The following is a 15192-nucleotide window of genomic DNA, read 5'->3' on the forward strand; positions in this document are numbered from 1 at the left end:
CATCGACGCACATCACCATGAACTGGCGCGGGCGCCCCGTGACCAGCCACGAGGTCGTACTCAACAGGATCACCGCGAGCACAACCCGCAACGGGCTGCGCATCGAGGCTGCACTCGACCACGGCTCCTACCCGACCGGCGTCGCCATCAGCCGCGACCAGCTACGGGCCCTGCGGGTCGCCGTGCATCCTGCATTCTCCTCCTCAAGCCGGGACAGGCCGTCCAGCGCCACACCTCCGCGAAGGCCACTGGGCGGTCGGCGTGCAGCCCGGTGGCCGCGGGGGCCATCGCCCACAGGCGCTCGCTCACCAGGGGGCGGGCGTTGAGAGACGGGGTGCCGTCCAGGCTGTACAGCAGGTTCAGGTCCAGGTCGCCGTCGTCGAGCCACTGCTGGAGATGGCCGGAGTAGCAGGTCATCAGGCGAGGCTTCACGCCCTGTCGCGTGCGCTGGAAGAGGGGGACGCCGAGCTCTTCCTCCAAGGTGCGGATCTGCCGCGTGAGGCGGTCTCATAAACGACCGTTTATGCGAGACGCATAGCGTCGCCACGGTTACTGATAAGGCCTGTCCGGTGAGCAACTGGCCCAAACTGTCATCGACGGAGGAGGCGTACGACCGCTCGTACGTGCGCCGGGGGCATTGCGGCCCCGGGGTGACCCCGGGCGGTCAGCCGCGCCGGCCGGCCCGCTCGATCAGCTCGACGACCGGCCCATGCGCCAGGCCGTCCAGGTACACGAAGCGGGCCCGGCCCGCGATGGCCCCGTCGAAGACGGCACTCGGGTCCTCGCCCTGCGCTTGCCGAATACCTCGTCCGTGCAGGTCACGCGGCATGTCTGTATTCGTGGAGGATGCCGCGAAGGCGGTCGTGGCGTGGTATGTCGAGGTGGCTGAGCTTCTCCGGATCGTCGATTGGTGTGGGGAGTGGGTGTAGCGGTCGGGCGTTCGCGATGCCCTGGTGCGGTCGATGGGAGTTGTAGAACTCCTCGAACTCCCGTAGGGCGTGGAGGAGGTGGCGCTGGTTCCAGATCAAGGTCCGGTCCAGGAGTTCGTGTCTGCAGGTCTGCACCCTGTGGGTGCCGGAAACGGTGTCACCCTATGCGACCTGGGTGTATTCGTGGATGAGGCCGCCGAGTCGATCGCGTCGAAGGACGCGAGTGTTGTCGGTGGCGGTGGGTGGTTCGGGTTCGGTGAGTCGGTCCGGCGCCCGTTGTCCGAGGGTTCGGTGTGGCCGGTGTTGGTTGTAGTGGTCTGTGTACTCGCTGACGACGAGGCGTAGGTGGCGCTCTCCCGTGATCAGGATGCGGTCGGTCGCCTCGCGTCGGCGTGATCCGATCCAGCGTTCCGCGATGGCGTTCATCCGCGGTACCCGGGGCAGTGTGGGAAGGACGTGCACGCCGATTGCGTGGAAGACGGCGTCGAAGTTGTCGGTGAAGTAGGCGCCGCGGTCCCGGATGAGGAACTTGATCGACTTGGCATGGTCGCCGAGGTCCATGAGGTAGTTGCGCGCTTGCTGGGTGATCCAGGGGCCGGTCGGGTGTCGGGTGATGCCGGCGATGTGCACCTGCCGGGTGCCGTGGTCGATGAAGAACGGCACGATCCAGCGCTGCAGGAACACCGTATCGATGTGGCACAGATCGGTGGCTACGATCGCGGAGGCCTGGGCTTTGAGGAAAGCGGCCCAGGAGCAGTCCACACGCCGCGGCGACGGGTCGATCCTTGCTTGCTTCAGAATGGACCAGATGGTGGAGGCCGCGACGTCACGTCCAAGGCCGAGGAGCTCACCGTGGATGCGGCGGTATCCCCATCCCGGGTTCTCCCGCGCCAGACGCGCGACCAGTTGTCGCAGGGCTTCTGGTTTCGGTGGTCGGCCCGGCCGACGGGAGGGGTAGGCCCATTTCCAGGCGATGAGCCGTGCGTGCCAGCGCAGGACCGATCGCGGAGAGACCAGCAAGGCCACCTGGGTACGCCGCTGTTTGCTGACGATCCGGAGCAGTGCCGCCATGACGGCCCTGTCGCTCCAGGAGAAGCGCGGCCGTGGCTGGGCGCGTCGTGCGATGGCGAGTTGATGCCGGAGCATCAAAATCTCTGTGTCCTTCGAGGCATCCGAGCGGGCGAGCGGGGCAAGCCATCGGAAAGTCTGGCAGGCGAGCAGGTAGATCAGCTGTATCACCACGACCGGCATGCTGTTTCAGAACGGCTCGCGGCCTGCTGAGGTCTGGCAGATCCGAACCAGCAGGTCAGCCCGGGTGACATAATTCCCGGCACCCACAAGCGCGACGCCGCCCAGCGCACGCTGATCGACATCTATCTCTCCGTCGAGCACCGCGACAACGCGGCAGGCGGTTGCCCGATCGCCGCGCTCGCCACCGACATCGCCCGCACTCCCGACGATCAGGAGGCCCGCCGCGTCTATGCCGAGGGGGTGGCCGACTTCGCCGAGTTCCTCGGCGATGACGACCAGGACGGCCTCGCCCGCCTGAGCACCCTGTTCGGCGCGCTCGTCCTGGCCCGCGCCACCAAGGGCTCCGAACTCTCCGAACGGATCCTGGCCGCCGCGCATGAGGCCCTGACAGAGACCGACTGACCAGCGGTGCCGCCGCCGAGGGTTGCCGGGGCCGCCTCAGTGGTGAAGTGCGGCAGCGGGACCGCGACCTGCCGTCGGATGTCGCGCGCGATCTCGTCGGCGGCGGCCGGTCGGGCGGCCTCGGCGAGGTGTGGCCCACGAAGGGCTGCTCGCCCTTCGCCGTGAACGTCTTGCCGTCGATGGCGATCGCGCTGGGGGCCAGGATGCGGCGGCCGCCGTGCATGATCTGCAGGAAGATGTATCCGCCCTCGGCGTGCACCGCCTCGGTCGCCTCTTGCCAGCCGGCCGCCTGCTCGTCGGTGGCGACGCCCGGCGCACCGGCCCATCGCTGTGACCCGTGGTCGGGGTCGGTGCACTCGCTGATGATCAGTCCGGCGCTCGCCCGCTGCTGGTAGTACTCGGTCATCAGGTCGCCGGGAACGCCGGTGGAACCGATGTCGCCGCCTCCGTGCTCACCCGCCACTTCCGCGTCCTGCGCGAGGCCGGCCTCATCCGGCAGCACGACGTCGGCACCCGCCGCATCAACACGCTGTGCAAGGAAGAGCTGGACCGGCGGTTCCCCGGACTGCTCGCCCTCGTCCTCAGGGAGCGTGTCGGCCGCGTGGAGCCTTACGAAAACGTCGAGAGCTGCTGACTGCGCGCGAGCGCCACGACATCATCGAGGTCCGGTTCCCCGTCGTTGTCCACGACGATGTGCCGAGCGCCGGACCAGGCACAGTTCTGCGTCCCCAGTTGTCGCCAGAACGTGGGCCAGTCGGCCAGTTTGGCCCGGTCCCGTGGCAGGCCTCGTTGGGCCAGTCGGGTACGAACGGTCTCCTCGGAGGTCCGTACCTCTACCACGACGACGGGTGTCCCCGTGGGCCAGGAGGCCCGGTCGGCGGAGGTGGTCAAGAAGTCGGGGTCGGCGAGGTATGCCGCGAAGGGCGCGTCCAGGACGACGGGCAGGCCGAGCCGCAGGTTGTCCGCCGCTGTGGCGAACAGTGCTTTGTACTCGGCCGGCATCAACCGCTCGACGTAGGTCGGGTCGTCCTCACGGCCTCCCGCGCGCCGGCCAACCAGTTCGAGCGAGGCGTCCACGAGGTCGCCGGCCAGGGAGTCCTTGTCGAGGTAGGCCGCCCGCAGTCGGCGTGCGAGCTCCCGAGCGACATGGGACTTTCCCGAGCCCGCGGGGCCGATCGCGACGAAGGCCGGTGGTGTCCCGGGCGCGGGGGACGCCGGGTCAGGCGCGGGCATCGGCTACCGCCTCCAGGAAGGTCCCGGCCGCCGCGCGGACAGGGTGCGGTCCTCCGTCGTCGCGCCGCGCCGCCTTGGTGATGAAGCTTCCGACACCGACTGCCGCGACTCCGGCGTCGAACCACTCCGACACGTTGTCCGGGGACACACCACCGGCCGGGACCAGGGGGATGTGTCCGAGCGGTTCGAGCACCGCACGGGCGTAGTCGCGGTTGAGGACCGACGAGGGGAACAGCTTGACGAGGTCGGCGCCCGCCGTGGCGGCCTGGACGATCTCCGTGGGCGTCGCGGCACCGCAGATGCTGACGGCCTGGTAGCGGCCGGCGGTCTCCAGCATGCCGAGGTCGACCTGGGGGCTGACCAGGAAGCGTGCCCCGGCCTGAATGCTCGCGTACGCCGATGTCGCGTCGAGGACGCTGCCGGCGCCGATCTCGGCCTCGGGATACTCCTCGCTCAGCCGGCGGATCACGTCCAGCGCGCCCGGCGTGGTGAGCGTGACCTCGACCGCGCGTATCCCTCCTGCGATGGCCTCGCAGGCCACTTCGTAGGACGCCTCGGCGGTGGGCAGGCGCACGATCAGCACCGTCCCCGTGTCACAGATGGCATTCAAGGTGCGCAGCTTGCGCATGGGGGTCACCTCAAGGAAATCGGATGGTCGGGGGGTGTTGACAGAGCTAAGCAGCTCTGTTTCCGTATTGCAATCGATCGCAGCAATCGATTGCAATGGCTGGTCTCGAAGAGCACAACCAGTAGAAGTTGCGCTGTATCGACAGTTGGGAGTCGCATCGTGAGATGTCCGCGAACGGCCGTGCTGGGTGCCCGGCACTGGCACGTACCCCTGCATGTCAGTGCCTGGGGGGACACTCACGACGTCGTGGTGGTCCAGGACGAGGAGCCCGACCAGGTCACCGACATCGCCGGACGCCTCGACGCGGCCGTTTACGGGGAAGTCGGCGAAGCGCTGGATGCCGGCCCTCTGGACCTGGCCTACGTCTTCGTCCCGCACGACCGCATGGTGGAGACCTGTCTGGCCCTGGTCGAGCGCGGCATCCCGTTCGTGGTCGAGAAGCCGGGTGGTACGGGGCCCGAGGACGTGGAGCGGATTCGCGATGCGGCCGCAGCAGCCGGGGTGGCGGCGACCGTCCCCTTCGTTCAGCGCGGCGGCCCCGTGGACCACGCGCTGTCCCTGGCCGGTGCGCCTACGTATCAACGTACGAGCTTCGTGGCCGGCCCGCCGGAGCGCTATCACGCGGCAGGCTGCTCCTGGATGCTCGATCCCGCCCGCTCCGGCGGGGGGTGTCTGGTGAACCTCGCGCCGCACTTCGTCGACCTCTTCCTGCAGCGAAGCCGCGCCCGCCGCGTGGAACTCGTGGCCGCCCACCTGTCAGCGAGCCTGCACGGCGAGGGCGTCGAGGACCACGCCACCCTCGTACTGGCGGGCGACGACGGCAGCGAGGCGATCATCGAGGTCGGCTACGCCTTCCCGTCGAGCCCCGCTCAGCGGTACTGCTCTTACACCAGCGTCGGCGGCAGGGGGTACGTCGACGTGGGCACCTCCGGCGACGTCTCCTTCACGCACACCGCGAGCGGTGTCACCGAGTCGAAAACCATCGACGTCGACAGCGACCCGCTGTACGACGTGTTCGTCCGGCAGGTGGCCGACTCATGGGCGGACGGCTTCGCCGGGCTGCCGACGTTGGACGACCTCGCCGACACAATGAGCCTCATCTGGGCCGCGTACGGGCGGTCTTCCATTGCGTCCCTGGAGGTCAGCCATGGCTGAGGTGAGCATCGACGACGTCGCCGCCCGAGCGGGCGTGCACCGCTCCACGGTTTCCCGAGCCTTCTCCCGGCCGGAAGCCGTGAACGCCAAGACCCGCAAGCACGTCCTGGAGGTGGCGGAGAGCCTCGGCTACCGGGTGAACCCGCTGGCGCAAGCCCTGCGCCGTCGTGCGAGCAAGCTCGTTCCGCTGATAGTCCCGGACATCACCAACCCCTTCTACGGTGAGCTGGCGAGGACCATGGCGGCAGCGGCGGCCGACCGGGGCTACCAATTGGTGCTGTGCGTGACCGGCGGTGAAGTCGCCCAGACCAACGCCTATTTGACGTCCCTTCAGGAGATGTACGCGCCCTTCGGGATCGTCGCGCCGTCGACCACCGTGGACCTCGACGAGCTGCAGAACGTCGCCCTCGGCAGCAAGGTCGTCGTCATCGACCGCGTCGAGGAGGCACAGGTGCCGACCGTGACGGTGGACAGCGCCGAGGGCATCGCACTCGCCGTGGACCACCTGCGCGGCCTGGGGCATCGGCGCATCGCCTACGTGTCCGGCATCTCCGGGGCGTACACGTCCAAGGACCGCCTGGCCGCCTACGAGGGGCTGGCCGCGGAGCTGGGCATGCCGGCGATGGTCCTGGACGGAGGCACCGGGCCGGATGTGGGGGAGCGGGCCGCCCAGCGTCTGGTGGACATGGCACGCGAGGAGCGCCCGACCGCGGTCATCGCGGCCAATGACATGGTCGCCTTCGCCCTCATCTCCGCTCTTGGTGTGCGTGGTGTGTCCGTCCCGGACGAGGTGTCGGTGATGGGTTTCGACGGCCTGGAATTCGGCGCCCGGTACAACCCGCGACTGACCACCGTCCGCCAGCCCATCGCCGACATGGGAGTGATCGCCATCGACCTCGCCGAGAAACTCCTCAAGGACGGGGAGACGGCACATGTCGTCCTCGCCCCCGATCTACTGGTTCGTGAGTCGACCGCGGAGGTGCCCCGATGAGCCTGCCCGCAGGATTCCAGCACGTGGACCATGTCGCGTTCACGGTGCCCGACCTCGGCGAAGCGGTCACCTTCTTCGCAGAGGCCTTCGGCGCCGAGGAGCTCTACCGCTCGACGCGAGGGCCCGACGCCGACTTCATGCCCGCGCACTTCGAGGTCCCGGCCGACGCCCATCTGGAACTCGCCATGCTGCGCATGCCGCCGAACCTCAACGTCGAGCTGTTCCAGTGGTGGAGCACCGACCAGCGGAGCGACTACCCGCGCCACTCGGACGCGGGTGGCCACCACTTGTGCTTCACCGTGGCGGACGTCGACACCGCCGTCGAACACCTCCGGTCGCACGGCGCCCGTGTGCTGGGCCACACCAAGGAGGTCGGCCCCGACAGCCCGCGCGTCGCGGGCAACCGATGGACCTATCTCCGGGCGCCCTGGGGCCTGTTGATCGAGCTCGTCGACCGCTCCCGCGTCCACAGCCCGCCACCCCTGGTCGGCCCCGACGATTGGACTGGCCCCTCCCGAACCGGAAAGAACCTGTAATGCGCATCATTGGCCACACCCTCGGCACACCGGAACAGACCCTCCCGGAGGCGCTGCAACTCTTCGCCTCCGCCGGTCTGGAGGGAGCCGAGGTCATCTACCAGAACGACTACCGCAGCGGACTGCCCATCCGGGACGATGCCGCCGCGGCGGAGGCGGCCCGCGTGGCGGACGATCTCGGCGTACCGGTGATGGGACTCTCTCCGTACACCACCGGCATCAACCACGAGGACCCGGCACAGCGCCGCGCCGCGCTCGACGAACTGCGGTCGGCCATCGACTGCGCCCATCGCGTGGGCGCCACCCGGATCCGGGTGTACGCGGGTTCCTGGGGCGCGGACCGAACCGACCACGCCGCACACTGGGAGCGCCTGCGCTCGGCACTGACGGAGCTTGCACCGCTCGCCGCCGACGCCGGAGTGCGCCTGTGCGTGGAGAACCACTTCGGCACCATGACGCAGTCCGCCAAGGACACAGCCCGGCTGATACGTGAGGTGGACTCGCCCGCGGTGCGCGTCCTGTACGACCAGGCGAACCTCACCTTCACCCACGACGAGGCATGGCCGGAGGCGCTGCGGGAGCAGGGCGACCTGATCGGGCACGTCCACGTGAAGGACCTTGTCTTCACGGACCCGAACGCCCCCTTCGTCGCCTCCGAGACGGCCCGGGTGAAGGCGGACGAGCGGGCTGTACGCTCCCGCGTCGTCGGCGAGGGCGTCGTGCCCTGGGCGGAGATCCTGCGGGCGGTCAAGCAGAACGGTTACGACGACGTCCTCAGCCTCGAGTACGAGTACCGGTGGCACCCGCAGGACCTCCCGGCTCCGGAGGAGGGCTTCGCCCGGTCCGCCCGCGCGCTCCGCGCTCTCCTCGACCAGGCCGCCGGTCTCACGCCCGCGGAGGTGTCCCGATGAGCACGACCCCGCTGCGTGTCGGCGTGGTCGGCGCCGGGAACATCGCGCACATCGCGCAGCTGCCCACCCTGGTGGCACGGGACGACGTCGAGCTCGACGTGCTGGTGTCCCGGCGCGAGGACCCCTCCGAACTGGTCCGCCGGTGGGGGTTTTCCACCGCGGTCCGGACCGTCGAGCAGGCCCTGGGACGTGACCTGGACGCCCTGTTCGTGCTGACCCCGAGGTCGGAGCATGTCGCCGGCGTGCGCAGCGCGCTGGAGGCGGACGTGGATGTCTTCTGCGAAAAGCCCCTCGCGACCGCGACCAGCGACGCGGAGCGGCTCGCCGACCTCGCCGACGAGCACGAGCGCGTCCTGATGGTCGGCTTCAACCGTCGCTTCGCGCCGACCTACGTCGCCGCCCGCGAGGAGTTCGGGGACGCCGGCGCCGCGTTCTGCGTCGCGCAGAAGAACCGCCGCGGCAGCGAGTACCGCGCGACCTTCGAGAACGCCATCCACATGGTGGACCTGTTGCGCTGGTTCTGCCCGGGTGAGCCGGTCGATGTCTCCGCCCACGCCGCCGGTGACGACCCGTGGCAGGAGGACGGCGTCTCCGCCCTGATCCGCTTCGCCGGTGGCGGCACTGGCATCCTGACGGCGGCACGGACCGCCGGTGCGTGGGCGGAAAAGCTGGATGCCTACGGCGCGGAGCGCTCGGCCGAGGTGGTGGCTCCGGACACGGTGACCCTCACCCGGGAGGGTGTGAGCACCGTGCGCTCGATGAGCCCCGAGGCATTCGGCTGGGCCACGGCCACGAACACCTTCGGCTTCGCCGCCGCCGTTCACCACTTCCTCGACCGCGTACGTGACCGTGGCACGCCGCTCACGTCGGGGCGGGAAGCCGCCCGCACGCAGGCGCTCCTCGACGACATCCTGCAGGCCGCCGGTCTCCCCGTGAAGGAGCAGGAGGGCCGCACCTGGTCCAGCCACGCGACGCGCTGATTCCCCCGCGAGCCTCGAACGGCCCCGCCCCGAGGCAGGTGTCGACGGCATCCACGCTCGAAGAAGGCTTCCGGAACCGCCGACACTTTCGGCCCAACAACTGGACCGCGGCGCTCTCACCCGCCGCTTGTTCGCACAGATCCCATCCCTCACTGCACTGAGGAGCGCTCAATGGCGAACGCACCAAGAATAACCTCACCGAACTCCCCCTCCAACCCGGCCGAAGGAGAAGCCCCGCCCCGCAGAAGGCGGTTGAACATCCTGGCCGGCACCGTCGGCCACTTCATCGAGTGGTACGACTGGTACATCTACGGCCTCCTGGCCGCCGTCTTCTCAAGCCAGATCTTTCCCGGCAGCAGCCCGGCGATGTCGCTGATCAGCGCCCTGCTTACCTACGCGGTCGGGTTCGTGGTGCGGCCACTGAGCGGCGTCATCATCTCCCCGCTGGCCGACCGCTACGGCCGTCGCGTCGTGATGGCCGTAGCAGTCGGCGGCATGACCGCGGGCAGCCTGATCCTCGCGCTCACCCCGCCGTTCTCCGCCATCGGCTACGCGGCGCCGCTGCTGTTCCTGCTCGCCCGCGTACTGCAGGGCATCTCGGCCGGCAGCGAGTCGCAGAGCGCCATCGCCTACATGGTGGAGAACGGCTCGACCGACCGGCGCGGCCTGTTCGGCTCACTGTCGAACGCGGCCAGCGGCCTGGCCACACTGGCCGCCACCGGCATGGGGGCGATCGTCACCTCGACCCTGAGCATCCACGACCTGGAGACATGGGGCTGGCGCATCCCGTTCGCCATCGGAGGGCTCTTGGGCGTCGTCGGTCTGTTGCTGCGCTCGCGCGCCGACGAATCCCCGGCGTTCGAGGCCGCCGTCGAGGACTCCGCCACCGACAAGAAGCCCGAGATACTGCGTCTGCGGGAACTGCTGCGCAGGCACCCCAAGGCACTGCTGCAGACCGCGGCTCTGTCGGCCCCGGCCGTCGCCTACTACACGTGGGCCACGTTCCTGCCCACCTACGCACACCTGACCACCGGACGTGACCTGGACTCCGCCCTGGCGGGGAACGCCATCGGGCTGGGCCTGCTGGTGATCATCGTGCCGCTGTGCGGAGCCCTGTCCGACCGCATTGGCCGCCGCAAGCCCTTCCCCATCATCGGGGCCGCGGGCATGGTGGTGCTCTTCTACCCGCTGCTGTTGCTCTTGCAGCACCCCGGATTCGGCGTATACGTGACGGTGACCGTCAGCGGCTGGGTGGTACTGGCCATCTGGCAGGGCGTCTACCCGACGATCCAGGCCGAACTGTTCCCCGCCGCCGTCCGCGTGTCCGGCATCGGTCTGGCCCACCAGATCGTCATCGCGACCCTCGGTGGGACGGCCCCGCTCATCGCCAGCTCATTCGTCGAGGCGGGCCACCCCATGGGCGTGGCGGTGTACATGACGGCCATCGTCCTGATCTGCCTCATCGTCTACCTGACGCTGCCGGAGACGGGCTGCCAGGTCACGCACACCACTGACACCACGCCCCCTGCGGCATCTGGAAGCCAAGTAATGCTCAGCATCACGAAACCCACGGCATCTACGAAGGACACCCCATGACCGCCCAACCGCAGATCGCACTGGTCACCGGGTCCAGCGGCGGCATCGGAGCCGCCACCGCCGAGCGACTGCACGCAGTCGGCGCGACGGTCATCGGCTGCGACCGCACGGCACCGGACAGCCTCCCGAAGTGGCTCGCGGACTTCCGTGAGCTCAATGTCACAGACGAGCGGGCGGTGCGCGACACCGTGAACGGGATCCGGGCGGAGTACGGGGCGATCGACGTCCTGGTGCACGCCGCCGGGGTTCTCGGCAACGAGCCGGACCTCCTCACCACCCCGAGCTCCGAGTTCGCCCGGGTGATGGCGATCAACGCCACGGGTGCCTTCTCCGTACTGCGCGAAGTCGGCCTCGTGATGAAGGCCCAGGGCTCCGGCTCCATGGTCGCGGTGGCATCGGTCGCCGCCAAGGAGGCCCGTCGCGCGTACGTGCCGTACAACGCCAGCAAGGCGGCCGTGTTGAACATCTGCTGGTCGCTGGCTCTGGAACTCGGCCCGGACAACGTGTCGGTCAACTGCGTGTGCCCCGGCCCGGTCAACACCGCCATGTGGGCCCAACTTGCCGACCGCGCCGGCGGCGGCGACCCCGAGGGGGACCGGCGCGCCCGCCAGGCCCGGGCCGCGCAAATCCCGATGGGCCGGTTCGCCGAGCCCGAGGAGGTGGCGGCAACCATCGCCTTCCTCACCGACCCGGCCAACCGTTACCTGACCGGCCTGAGCCTGGATGTCGCCGGCGGCGCCCGGCTCGGGATGGGCAGTTGATGGAGCGACTCCACTCTGAGCGGAATCGATTGAAGGGAAAACCCAATGATCATCAACACGTTTTCATATCTTTGGTCGACAACGGCGACCGCTGCGGTATCCGAGTTGGTCCAGAATGGGTACAACACCTTCGAGGTTCCCATCAGCTCTCCACACTGCTGGCCGGAAGAGATCTCCAGCTCCGAGCGTTCGGCAATGCTGGCGACGCTCAACGAGAACGGCGCCAAGATCCGCTCCCTGAATGCCGGCGGATACGACATCAATCTGGCCAGCCCTGGTGCCAGCATGCGCCGGAAGAGCATCGAGCACATCACGTCGGTGATCGACCTTGCGGTGGCTTGGAATGTCCCGGAAATTGTGATATCACCCGGCACGCGGCGCCCTATGATCTCCCCCTCGCTCGAGAGTGTCTACGGGTGGATGCATGAAAGCCTGGAAGAGCTGATCCCGCTGGCCAAGCGGGCGGGAAAGCGGCTCCTCTTCGAGAACACCCCCTACTGCTTCGCACCGACGATTGGGGAACTGGCAGATATCGTCGGCACAGTCAATGATGATGCACTGAAAATCGTGTACGACGTCGCGAACGCTGCTTACATCGAGGAGGATCCCGTATCGGGTCTGCGTGCACACCACGAATCGGTTGCGCTCATGCATATCTCCGACACGGGGACAGAAACGTGGGGACACGACCCCATCGGCACTGGGGTGATCGATTGGAACGGGCTGGGTAAAGCGGTCCAAGAAACAATCGGGGTGGGTAACGTCGTGCTCGAAGTCATCCGCGAAGAGAACACCCTGGAAGAATTCGCGAAGGCGATACGTGACCTCGATGAAGAGGGTTGGAATCTCGGAGAGTAAACGCAACAGAGGCAGCTGTCACGACGTGTGTGGCCTGCTGAATATGCCCGCTGGGAATATGCGAGGAGAGTGTGCAATGAGAGTTCTGGTCAGTGGCGGAAGCAGCGGCATCGGCGCGTCTGCAAGCCTGAGGATCGCAGAGGCGGCGCTCGCCCGTGGCGAACAGCCAATGATCGCGGTATCTGGCCTTACTGCGAACGCGCGACAAGACGAGGTCGTCCGATCGATCCAGTCGATGGGCGGCAAAGCCATTGCATTGACAGGAGACCTGGGTGATCCCGACGTGCCCGGTCAGCTGGTAACCGTTGTGGTCGACGAGTTCGGCGGCTTGGATGCGCTGGTGGCAAATGCCGGAATCGCCAACCCTGGCGCACTCAAGGATCTCTCCCTCGAGGACTGGGACGGCATGTTCTCCGTCAACCTCCGCGGGGCGTGGCTACTTGCCAAAGCAAGTTACCCGCACCTGAAGGATAGTCGCGGGTCCGCCTGTTTCACCTCTTCGATGTCCGGCCAGCTCCCACATGCCGGATCGGGTGCTTACAGTCCGACCAAGGCTGCACTCACGATGTTGGCTCAGACACTCGCACTGGAATGGGCACCTGACGGAATCCGCGTGAACGTGGTATCCCCGGGCATGACTCGCACGCAGATGACTGAACAAATGTACCTCGATCCCGAAGTGAAGAAGGCAAGGGAGGAAATCATCCCGTTGTCGAAAATTGGCGACCCGATGGATATCGCGAACGTGATCGAGTTTCTTGTCAGCCCGCTGGCAGGATATGTCACCGGCCAAGATGTCTGCGTCGATGGGGGCTTCTCCAAGTCCATTCTCAGTCACATTCCCGGTCGGCCCAGCTCCAAGTTCTGACGGGAACTGTTCAACCGGCTTGACAGTCACACAGCGGTGCCCCTAGGTTCTGTTGTCAAATTTCGCGCCCACATCAGGTGTGAGGCGAGGGCGACGGCTGCTTCGAGGGACTGGGCGGTCTTGTCGTGGCGGGTGGCGATGCCGCGCCACTGCTTGAGTCGGTTGAAGCAGCGTTCACGAAGCAAGCCGTAATTCGTACATATACGACTCCGGGGCGGGGGATGTCCCGGTCGTAGGGGTGGACGGCATGCTCCAGGCCGCGGCTGTCGTGCGGCAGTTGCGGGAGGCAGGGGCTGCTGAAGTGGAGGGTGGTGAGTCGCGGTGTCGGAGGACATCGTCGCGGAACTCCCCAGATTCCCTGGTGGGAGACGGTTCCGGAGCTGAGCCGTCACTTGGTGGTGCGGCTGCTGACCGAGTTGATGACCCGGACGATCACAGCCAGACAGGACGGGGTGATCCGCGTGACGGTGATGGCTGTGGGACTCTGTTGGCGGATGTGATCTGGGTTTTGTCGGTCAGGCCGCGTGGCTGAGGACAAGCTGTTCGTAGTGGGAGACTCGTGCGGTGCCCAGGGGGTTCCGGTCCACCAAGTGTCGAGGCGGTAGAGGTTGAGTGCGGCCGCGGTCAGGACTTGGGCCAATGAGGTTTTGGCGAGGCCGCGGTAGCGAGTGCGCCGGGTGCCGGTGCGCCGCACCGCCTGCGAGATGCTGCCCTCCACCCCGGCCCTGGTGTGGTACTGCTTCTTCCACTGATCGGTCTGCTGTTCTGCCCGACGTTGTCGGAGGAGTTCGTGCTCTTCGCGTGGCAGCAGCGTCAGGACACGGTAGGCGGCCGTGGTGCAGGCGTCCTTGGCCGGGCAGCTGGTGCATCCGGCCCCGGAGAAGTCGATGTGGACGCGGGTTTCGCCGCCGATGGTGGTGTCGGTCCAGCGGGTGCTGATCCGGCCCTGCGGGCAGGTCACCTGCCGGGCCCGCCAGTCGATGCGGAAGTCGGTGGCGGCGTAGCCGCTGCCGAGCAGGGCCGGTCGGCCGCCGGCCTGCCTGACCGGCCCGATGACCTCGACGCCCCGTGCACGAGCTTCAAGGATGATCTTCGCGCTGGTGTAGCCGCTGTCCACGTAGTGCTCGGCCGGCTTCAGGCCTCGCTCGGTCAAGGACTGGTGGACGGCGGCGGTGAGCCGGTGATCGTCCGTCGTGGCCGGTGTGGTGGCCGTGCACGTGATCAGGTGGGGAAGGCCGTCGTCGCAGCTTTCGGTGAGATGGGTCTTGTAGCCGTCCCAGGCGGATCCCCGCTTCACCCCGCAGCGCGCGTCCACGTCGTGTGGGGAGACGATGCGTGCCGCTCCCGGCGGGCGTTGTTTGTGCCCGCGCCAGCGTACTCCGCGGGCGTCGCGCTGGTACTCCTGGGCCCACACGGTGCGCAGGAGCACGACCGCCTCGAGGTCGCGGAGGTGGGCGGGGGCGGTGGGATCGTCGAGAGTGTGGAGTAATTCGTAGCCGTCGCCCCCGACGTTCTCGGCGAACGCGGTGCGCTCGGGCTCGCCCTTGGGCAGCCGGTAGGAGTCGGCGCGCTGCTGGTAGCGCGCGAGCCAGTCCGCGTTGACCGCGTCGGTGCCGGCCAGCCAGGCGGGGGCGGCCACCGCCAGAGCCTCCAGGGCGCAGCGCATGGTCTCGGTGACGAACTCCAGCCGGTTCAGGTCACGGATGCAGGCGATGACGTGGGTGGAGTCGGTGCGGGCCCGGCCGCCGGCCCGCAGGAGTCCCCGTTTGTTGCACTGCGCGAGGATGGCGTCCAGGATCTGCTGTTCCAGGCCGTGGGCGATCAACCGGTCGCGGAACTCGCTGAGCACTGAGAAATCGAAGCCAGGGTCAGCGAGTTGGAGGCCGAGGGCGTATTGCCAGTCGATCCGGCCGCGCACCGCATCAGCGGCCTGCCGGTCGGTCAGCCGCTCTGCGTACTGCATCACGCTGACCAGCGCCAGCATCCCCGGAGACACGGACGGACCGCCCCGATGCGCGAACGCCGCCACGAACTGCTCGCTTTCAAATACCGGCCCGAACTCGTCCCTGATCCGCATGGCCAGACACCCGCGC

Annotated in this window: 16 protein-coding genes and 5 pseudogenes; 12 read left to right on the forward strand and 9 right to left on the reverse strand. The window is 67.9% G+C overall.

Annotation, left to right across the window (positions count from 1 at the left end; genetic code table 11):
* Window positions 1–5 precede the first annotated feature (5 nt).
* Window positions 6–141: pseudogene (locus LIV37_RS39825) on the forward strand (ISAzo13-like element transposase-related protein); the annotation flags it as partial.
* A gap of 6 nt (window positions 142–147) precedes the next feature.
* Here LIV37_RS39825 and LIV37_RS39830 read toward each other — a convergent pair.
* From LIV37_RS39830 to LIV37_RS39840, 5 genes and pseudogenes are all read right to left on the reverse strand, one after another.
* Window positions 148–417: a LysR substrate-binding domain-containing protein gene (locus LIV37_RS39830; protein ID WP_243146079.1), complete on the reverse strand. Its 270-nt coding sequence runs from the start codon at window positions 415–417 to the stop codon at window positions 148–150.
* Window positions 418–435: 18 nt separating this feature from the next.
* Window positions 436–489, reverse strand: a pseudogene (locus tag LIV37_RS52730) (hypothetical protein); the annotation flags it as partial.
* Window positions 490–664: 175 nt separating this feature from the next.
* Window positions 665–829, reverse strand: coding sequence for a hypothetical protein (locus LIV37_RS39835; protein WP_020872716.1), 165 nt, complete (start codon window positions 827–829; stop codon window positions 665–667).
* Window positions 819–1064, reverse strand: a pseudogene (locus LIV37_RS52210) (integrase core domain-containing protein); the annotation flags it as partial. The gene LIV37_RS39835 and the pseudogene LIV37_RS52210, both read right to left, overlap by 11 nt.
* A 27-nt stretch (window positions 1065–1091) precedes the next feature.
* Window positions 1092–2171: an integrase core domain-containing protein gene (locus LIV37_RS39840; protein WP_121825001.1), complete on the reverse strand. Its 1080-nt coding sequence runs from the start codon at window positions 2169–2171 to the stop codon at window positions 1092–1094.
* 96 nt (window positions 2172–2267) lie between these two features.
* On the opposite strand from LIV37_RS39840, the pseudogene LIV37_RS39845 reads away from it, so the two are divergent.
* A pseudogene (locus tag LIV37_RS39845) lies at window positions 2268–2582 on the forward strand (TetR/AcrR family transcriptional regulator); the annotation flags it as partial.
* Between the two features lie 262 nt (window positions 2583–2844).
* On the opposite strand, the pseudogene LIV37_RS39850 reads toward LIV37_RS39845, so the two are convergent.
* Window positions 2845–2988 (reverse strand): annotated as a pseudogene (locus tag LIV37_RS39850) (oxidoreductase); the annotation flags it as partial.
* Between the two features lie 42 nt (window positions 2989–3030).
* Here LIV37_RS39850 and LIV37_RS39855 point away from each other — a divergent pair.
* Window positions 3031–3216 carry a helix-turn-helix domain-containing protein gene (locus LIV37_RS39855; protein ID WP_020872720.1) on the forward strand — a complete coding sequence of 62 codons (186 nt, stop codon included), beginning with the start codon at window positions 3031–3033 and terminating at the stop codon, window positions 3214–3216.
* Here the strand turns inward: LIV37_RS39855 and LIV37_RS39860 are convergent.
* Window positions 3192–3815 carry a P-loop nucleotide/nucleoside kinase family protein gene (locus LIV37_RS39860; protein WP_020872721.1) on the reverse strand — a complete coding sequence of 208 codons (624 nt, stop codon included), beginning with the start codon at window positions 3813–3815 and terminating at the stop codon, window positions 3192–3194. The genes LIV37_RS39855 and LIV37_RS39860 overlap by 25 nt on opposite strands.
* On the reverse strand, window positions 3802–4443 hold the full coding sequence (locus LIV37_RS39865) for a bifunctional 4-hydroxy-2-oxoglutarate aldolase/2-dehydro-3-deoxy-phosphogluconate aldolase (RefSeq protein WP_020872722.1): 642 nt from the start codon (window positions 4441–4443) through the stop codon (window positions 3802–3804). The genes LIV37_RS39860 and LIV37_RS39865 overlap by 14 nt, the downstream gene beginning before the upstream one ends.
* 159 nt (window positions 4444–4602) lie before the next feature.
* Between LIV37_RS39865 and LIV37_RS39870 the strand changes: the two genes are divergently transcribed.
* The 9 genes from LIV37_RS39870 (at window position 4603) to LIV37_RS39910 (ending at window position 13099) form a co-directional block, all read left to right on the forward strand.
* Window positions 4603–5598, forward strand: a complete 996-nt coding sequence (locus tag LIV37_RS39870) for a Gfo/Idh/MocA family protein (protein ID WP_121823954.1) — start codon at window positions 4603–4605, stop codon at window positions 5596–5598.
* A complete protein-coding gene (locus LIV37_RS39875; protein WP_020872724.1) occupies window positions 5591–6589 on the forward strand; it encodes a LacI family DNA-binding transcriptional regulator in 999 nt (332 codons plus the stop codon). Before LIV37_RS39870 ends, LIV37_RS39875 begins: the two co-directional genes overlap by 8 nt.
* Entirely contained in the window at window positions 6586–7125 is a 540-nt protein-coding gene (locus tag LIV37_RS39880) for a VOC family protein (RefSeq protein WP_121823953.1), read from the forward strand. Before LIV37_RS39875 ends, LIV37_RS39880 begins: the two co-directional genes overlap by 4 nt.
* Window positions 7125–8036 carry a sugar phosphate isomerase/epimerase family protein gene (locus LIV37_RS39885; protein ID WP_020872726.1) on the forward strand — a complete coding sequence of 304 codons (912 nt, stop codon included), beginning with the start codon at window positions 7125–7127 and terminating at the stop codon, window positions 8034–8036. Before LIV37_RS39880 ends, LIV37_RS39885 begins: the two co-directional genes overlap by 1 nt.
* On the forward strand, window positions 8033–9016 hold the full coding sequence (locus tag LIV37_RS39890) for a Gfo/Idh/MocA family protein (RefSeq protein ID WP_020872727.1): 984 nt from the start codon (window positions 8033–8035) through the stop codon (window positions 9014–9016). Before LIV37_RS39885 ends, LIV37_RS39890 begins: the two co-directional genes overlap by 4 nt.
* A gap of 252 nt (window positions 9017–9268) precedes the next feature.
* A complete protein-coding gene (locus LIV37_RS39895) occupies window positions 9269–10612 on the forward strand; it encodes an MFS transporter (RefSeq protein WP_020872728.1) in 1344 nt (447 codons plus the stop codon).
* A complete protein-coding gene (locus LIV37_RS39900) occupies window positions 10609–11373 on the forward strand; it encodes an SDR family NAD(P)-dependent oxidoreductase (RefSeq protein WP_020872729.1) in 765 nt (254 codons plus the stop codon). Before LIV37_RS39895 ends, LIV37_RS39900 begins: the two co-directional genes overlap by 4 nt.
* Before the next feature lie 45 nt (window positions 11374–11418).
* On the forward strand, window positions 11419–12231 hold the full coding sequence (locus LIV37_RS39905; RefSeq protein WP_020872730.1) for a sugar phosphate isomerase/epimerase family protein: 813 nt from the start codon (window positions 11419–11421) through the stop codon (window positions 12229–12231).
* A 76-nt stretch (window positions 12232–12307) separates the two neighbouring features.
* Window positions 12308–13099 (forward strand): SDR family NAD(P)-dependent oxidoreductase, encoded by a 792-nt coding sequence (locus tag LIV37_RS39910; RefSeq protein ID WP_020872731.1) that lies wholly within the window; start codon window positions 12308–12310, stop codon window positions 13097–13099.
* A 388-nt stretch (window positions 13100–13487) separates the two neighbouring features.
* On the opposite strand, the gene LIV37_RS39915 is transcribed toward LIV37_RS39910, so the two are convergent.
* A complete protein-coding gene (locus tag LIV37_RS39915; protein WP_020872732.1) occupies window positions 13488–15176 on the reverse strand; it encodes an IS1182 family transposase in 1689 nt (562 codons plus the stop codon).
* Window positions 15177–15192: the final 16 nt, after the last annotated feature.

The sequence above is a fragment of the Streptomyces rapamycinicus NRRL 5491 genome (genome assembly GCF_024298965.1).
Classification (GTDB): domain Bacteria; phylum Actinomycetota; class Actinomycetes; order Streptomycetales; family Streptomycetaceae; genus Streptomyces; species Streptomyces rapamycinicus.

Coding starts and splice junctions, on each gene's coding strand:
- LIV37_RS39830 (WP_243146079.1), bottom strand. CDS start 417: ATGACCTGCTACTCCGGCCATCTCCAGCAGTGGCTCGACGACGGCGAC.
- LIV37_RS39835 (WP_020872716.1), bottom strand. CDS start 829: ATGCCGCGTGACCTGCACGGACGAGGTATTCGGCAAGCGCAGGGCGAG.
- LIV37_RS39860 (WP_020872721.1), bottom strand. CDS start 3,815: ATGCCCGCGCCTGACCCGGCGTCCCCCGCGCCCGGGACACCACCGGCC.
- LIV37_RS39865 (WP_020872722.1), bottom strand. CDS start 4,443: ATGCGCAAGCTGCGCACCTTGAATGCCATCTGTGACACGGGGACGGTG.
- LIV37_RS39875 (WP_020872724.1), top strand. CDS start 5,591: ATGGCTGAGGTGAGCATCGACGACGTCGCCGCCCGAGCGGGCGTGCAC.
- LIV37_RS39880 (WP_121823953.1), top strand. CDS start 6,586: ATGAGCCTGCCCGCAGGATTCCAGCACGTGGACCATGTCGCGTTCACG.
- LIV37_RS39885 (WP_020872726.1), top strand. CDS start 7,125: ATGCGCATCATTGGCCACACCCTCGGCACACCGGAACAGACCCTCCCG.
- LIV37_RS39890 (WP_020872727.1), top strand. CDS start 8,033: ATGAGCACGACCCCGCTGCGTGTCGGCGTGGTCGGCGCCGGGAACATC.
- LIV37_RS39900 (WP_020872729.1), top strand. CDS start 10,609: ATGACCGCCCAACCGCAGATCGCACTGGTCACCGGGTCCAGCGGCGGC.
- LIV37_RS39905 (WP_020872730.1), top strand. CDS start 11,419: ATGATCATCAACACGTTTTCATATCTTTGGTCGACAACGGCGACCGCT.
- LIV37_RS39910 (WP_020872731.1), top strand. CDS start 12,308: ATGAGAGTTCTGGTCAGTGGCGGAAGCAGCGGCATCGGCGCGTCTGCA.
- LIV37_RS39915 (WP_020872732.1), bottom strand. CDS start 15,176: ATGCGGATCAGGGACGAGTTCGGGCCGGTATTTGAAAGCGAGCAGTTC.